Source organism: Mesorhizobium sp. M1227, from assembly GCF_040318315.1.
Classification (GTDB): domain Bacteria; phylum Pseudomonadota; class Alphaproteobacteria; order Rhizobiales; family Rhizobiaceae; genus Mesorhizobium.
In genome coordinates this window covers 1-2,532 of record NZ_JAMYLZ010000091.1, presented here as the reverse complement: position 1 = coordinate 2,532, position 2,532 = coordinate 1, and the positions used below count along the sequence as shown (strand labels likewise).

Genomic DNA, 2,532 nt, shown 5'->3' with positions numbered 1-2,532 from the left:
GAACGAACCCGCTGCGCGGGATGGGCGCATGGGGTGAGGTAGAGATCAAGAACCGGTCGTCGCGCTCGCGTTGAGCGTCGTTCGGCTCGAGCAGAGCATGGCGGGCTTCTTCAATAAGGAGCCTGACCATGCCCCATCCCGTTCTCGATACACCGATCAGCCCGTTGCGCCAACGACTGATCGACGACATGAACATGCGGCGTTTCTCACGGGAGACGCAGCGCAACTATCTCCGCGACATCGGACGCCTGGCGACGTTCCTCGGGCGTTCACCGGACACAGCGACCGCCGACGATCTGCGCCGGTTTCAGATCGAGCAGCAGGAAGACGGCGTTCCCGTGCCGACGATGAACAGCATCGTGTCGGCGTTGCGTTTCTTCTTCACCCATACGGTCGATCGTCCCGATCTGGCGCGCAAGCTGGTTCGTCTGGCGCACCCACGCAAGCTGCCGGTGGTCCTGAGCCGCGACGAGGTCGCCCGGCTGCTCAACGCCACCACCTGCCTCAAGCATCAGGCCGCGCTGTCGGTCGCCTATGGCTCAGGGCTGCGCGTCGCCGAAGTGTCGATGCTTAAGGTCGCTGACGTCGACAGCGAGCGCATGCTGTTGCGCGTCGAGCGTGGCAAAGGCGGGCGATATCGCAACGCCATGCTGTCGCAAGACCTGCTCTTGTTGCTGCGCCAGTGGTGGAAGGTCGGCCGCCAGCAGGGTGTAATGCATCGCGACGGCTGGCTGTTTCCCGGGCAGCACGCGATGAAGCCGATCAGCACGCGGCAGCTCTATCGCATCGTCGTCGAGGCAGCGCAGGCCGCCGACATCGCCAAGCGGGTGGGGCCGCACACGCTGCGCCACAGCTTCGCCACCCACCTGCTGGAGGACGGCACCGACATCCGCATCATCCAGGTCCTGCTCGGGCACGCCAAGCTGAACAACACCGCCTTCTATACCAAGGTCGCGACCCGCACGGTGAGAACGGTCACGAGCCCGCTCGACAAGCTCGGCCTGTTCAAGCCGGAAGAGATCTCACCCGACGGCTGAGCGTGCGCGCCTCGATCGAGGTTGCCGACATCTTCCGCACTGCCGGGCCCGCCTACCGGGCCGCCCATGCAGGGCATCTGACACTGCAGCAGCTCAAGGTCATGTCGGCGATCGAGCACTGCCGCACCGCCGCCCTTGGCGGTCACGTGGAGGCCTGCGAGGACTGCGGCCAATGGCGCATCGCCTACAACTCCTGCCGCAACCGGCACTGCCCGAAGTGCCAGGGCGCGGCCGCGCGGACATGGCTGGCTGAGCGCGAGGCCGACCTGCTGCCGGTCGGCTACTTCCACGTCGTGTTCACGTTGCCGGCCGAAGTCGCCGATATCGCCTTCCACAACAAGGCGCTGGTCTATGACCTGCTGTTCAAGGCGGCGTCGGAGACGATGCTGACCATCGCTACCGATCCGAAGCACCTCGGCGCGCGCATCGGCATCACTGCCGTGCTCCACACATGGGGCTCGGCAATGACCCACCATCCCCATGTCCACATGATTGTGCCGGGCGGCGGCATCGCGCCGGACGGAAGCCGATGGATCTCGTCGCGCCCGGCATTCCTGCTTCCGGTGCGCGTCCTCGGCAAGCTCTTCCGCCGGCTCTTCCTCACTCGGCTAGTCGCGCTGCACCACGCCGGGCGGCTTAGCTTCTTCGGGTCGATGGCGCACCTCGCCGACCGCCGAGCATTCCTTCGCCACCTGGCAACGGTCCGGACGAAGCGCTGGGTCGTCTATACCAAGGCGCCCTTCGCCGGGCCTGAAGCGGTGCTCGCCTACCTGTCGCGCTACACGCACCGGGTCGCGATCTCGAACAGCCGCCTCATCCGCTTCGATGATGACGGGGTCACCTTCCGCTACAAGGACTATCGCCGCGAAGGCGCCGACCGGCAGCAGCTCATGACGCTCGCGACCGACGAGTTCATCCGCCGCTTCCTGCTCCACGTGTTGCCAAAGGGATTCCACCGCATCCGGCATTGCGGCCTGCTTGCCGGCTCTGTTCGCAGGGCCAGCCTCGCGCTTGTTCGTGAACTCCTGAACGTCACCGCACCGTCCGACGATGACACCACGGACGAACCGGACAACTTCCGCCCGCCATGCCCCTGCTGTGGCGGCCGCATGATCGTGATCGAGGTGTTCGAACGACGGAGGCAGCCGCGCGGACCGCCAAACGGTTCCCCGTCGACCGGGAGCAGCACGCCATGACCCGGCATGGAATGGTTCAGCCTTCAGCTGCAGGCACTCAGCCTCCGGCAACGGATCGACGCACGCCTATGGTGATTATCGACGCCGACAGAGCCGCGCCCAGCCGTCCACCGTCCCGACAACACCGCGCGGAGGCGCAACGAAGCGGTCTGTCCGCATTCACCCCAGCGCTTCCCGACGGCGGTCACGCCATCGCCGACATCTGCCGAAATCCGAAATCCCCATAGCCATCGCCTGTGGCCCGCGGGTTCCTTCCTCGGGGACTTTCGTACGCCTGCCGGCGCCCGAAACTCTTCACG

At 66.0% G+C, this 2,532-nt stretch carries 2 protein-coding genes; both read left to right on the top strand.

Features of this window, described 5'->3' with window-relative positions:
• Nucleotides 1–128 precede the first annotated feature (128 nt).
• Nucleotides 129–1,037 (top strand): tyrosine-type recombinase/integrase, encoded by a 909-nt coding sequence (locus NKH28_RS34205; protein ID WP_352981451.1) that lies wholly within the window; start codon nt 129–131, stop codon nt 1,035–1,037.
• Nucleotides 1,038–1,039: 2 nt separating this feature from the next.
• Nucleotides 1,040–2,233: an IS91 family transposase gene (locus NKH28_RS34200; RefSeq protein WP_352981450.1), complete on the top strand. Its 1,194-nt coding sequence runs from the start codon at nt 1,040–1,042 to the stop codon at nt 2,231–2,233.
• Nucleotides 2,234–2,532 lie beyond the last annotated feature (299 nt).